The 2,063-nt window shown below is 67.3% G+C and carries 1 protein-coding gene and 2 pseudogenes; 2 read left to right on the forward strand and 1 reads right to left on the reverse strand.

Translation table 11 applies throughout. The features are described 5' to 3' along the window. The coding region (locus ACWDA7_RS52320) for a DUF2267 domain-containing protein (protein ID WP_450615214.1) at positions 1-321 on the forward strand (321 nt) is incomplete at its 5' end. 373 nt (positions 322-694) lie between these two features. Here ACWDA7_RS52320 and ACWDA7_RS52325 read toward each other — a convergent pair. Continuing rightward, positions 695-1,438: pseudogene (locus tag ACWDA7_RS52325) on the reverse strand (transposase); the annotation flags it as partial. A 176-nt stretch (positions 1,439-1,614) separates the two neighbouring features. On the opposite strand from ACWDA7_RS52325, the pseudogene ACWDA7_RS52330 reads away from it, so the two are divergent. Beyond that, positions 1,615-2,063 (forward strand): annotated as a pseudogene (locus tag ACWDA7_RS52330) (RNA-guided endonuclease TnpB family protein); the annotation flags it as partial.

Here is a 2,063-nt window from a genome sequence, read left to right on the forward strand (position 1 = left end):
CGTAAAGAACTCCCATCATCGCAGGTCACAAGGCACTTCTTCATTTTCCCAAGCGTCATCCACAGGCATCGGTCGGTGGATCGAGGCTTAGCCGGCGTCCTGCCCGCCGAGATCGCCCCGCCCCTGGTCCCACCGGAGGATGTCGCCCAGAAATTCGGCGTTGCCGAGTTCGTCCGGCGAGTGAGTGAGCGTGCGGGCGCCGATGAGGCCGTGGCGCGCAGGGGCGTTGCGGCGGTTTTCATGACTCTGGGAGAGGCCGTCCCCGACACGGAGTTCCAGGATGTGATGTCGCAACTGCCGAACGAGTTCCAGAACATCTAGCGTCGGACACCCCGGCGCTGCGCGCACACCATGAGAATCGCTCACAGGCGCTTAGTCCGTGGCCGGCTTTTTGGCCACGCCTGTCGCGTGTTATAAGGCGGATTCCATCGACTCCCGGCCAGTGCCTCTCCGACCGGGGAGCTCATCCGGCACCAGCCGCTCAACAATCCCCACACCCGCAGACTACCGAACAAGCCAAAAGAGATAGCTTATTAGGAAGTTTCGTGACGGTCCGCCGACGGAGTCGGTGGACCGTTTTCGCGCGGTGGGCTGAGGCTGGGCAGGGCCAAAGCCCAAATGTCGCCTCGGGGTGGCGCCGGGTTCCACTGCTCCGGGTGTTGAGTTGCTGTCGTAGGGACGGGAAATTCGTTGGTCAGCCGGGGTTCGGCAGGAGCGCGAGCCGTTCGAGAGCGGTGATGACGTGGCTGGTCCAGGGCCAGTGCCGGCCGGGCGAGGCGGAGGATCCGCCGGCGGCCGGTGGTCTGGCCTTCCCGGTCAGCGCGAGCATCGGCATCGAGGCCAGCGTCTCGAGCGCGATCTGCACGATCTCCAGCCAGATCCGGTTCTGGGCGGTGCGGTGCAGGGGGAGGTTGCGCAGCCCGGTCGCCCGGGCGGCCCGGATGCGGTCCTCGGCCCGGGCCCGCAGCCGGTGACGGAGCTCGAGCTCGGCGATCGGCCGGCCCGATGTGTTGGTGGCGAAGCAGGTCAGTCGCATGCCGTCCGCGTCCGTTAGCCTCAACTGGGCCCCGGGGTACGGACGTTCCTTCCGAATGATCAGCCGCATCCCCTTGGGCCAGCCGTCCAGGACGTCGCCGGTGAGTTCGGCGACCCAGGCGCCGTCGCGGATCTCGCCGTCCGCCTCGACGGTCGGCGTCCAGGCCGATGCCGGAACCTTCAGCACGTGCTCGTGGATCGCCTCGGTGATCACCATGCCGACCGAGTAGGACAGCCACCGTCCCCGCCGGGCCAGCCAGGCCACGAAGTCATGGGTGCCACCCGCGGAGTCCGTGCGGATCAGGGTCTGACGTCCGCGCCGGTAGTTCTTCGGCAGCTGGGCCAGGGTCAGGCCGGCGGCACTGATGTGGTCGGCCGCCGTGTTCGAGCCCGCGTTCACCGGGTTCCTCCGATACCGCCCCGGCCTTCAGGCCGGGGCGGTATCGGGCTCCTGCGGAGCAGGGCAGGGGTAGCCGGATCGCCGTCAGGGCGTTCCGGTGTCGATCCCGTACGGTGGTGATGTCGCCCACGATGATCGAGAACTCTCAACTGTCAGTCCCCCCGGGTAGGTTCGGATGCATGACGGCAGAAGCGACCGGGAAGGACGCCGGGTATGCCCGGTACACCTTCCGTGTGCGCCTGTCGAACACGGCCAGGCGTCAGCTTGAAGCCGAGTGGGACCGGTGCCGGTGGATCTGGAACGAATGCGTGGCCAAGTCGAAGGCCGTGTATCAGCAGGCCAGGGCAACAGGCGAGAAGCTGACGTGCGGTCAAGCTCAGCTCGACAAGATGCTGACCGCGGCCCGCAGGGGGATGCCGTGGCTGGCTGAGGGGGCGAGCGTGCCTCAGCAGCAGGTGATACGCGACTTCGCCAAGGCCCGCGCCAAGGCCCTCAAAGACATCAAGGACCGGGTTGCGACGCATCGCCGGGCCGGGATGCCCCGGTGGAAGAAGAAGCGGCAGGCGCGGCCGAGCCTGAACTACACCCGGCGCGGCTTCCGGGTTGATGACGGTCGTCTGCACCTTGC

The organism is Streptomyces sp. NPDC001156 (assembly GCF_053598275.1).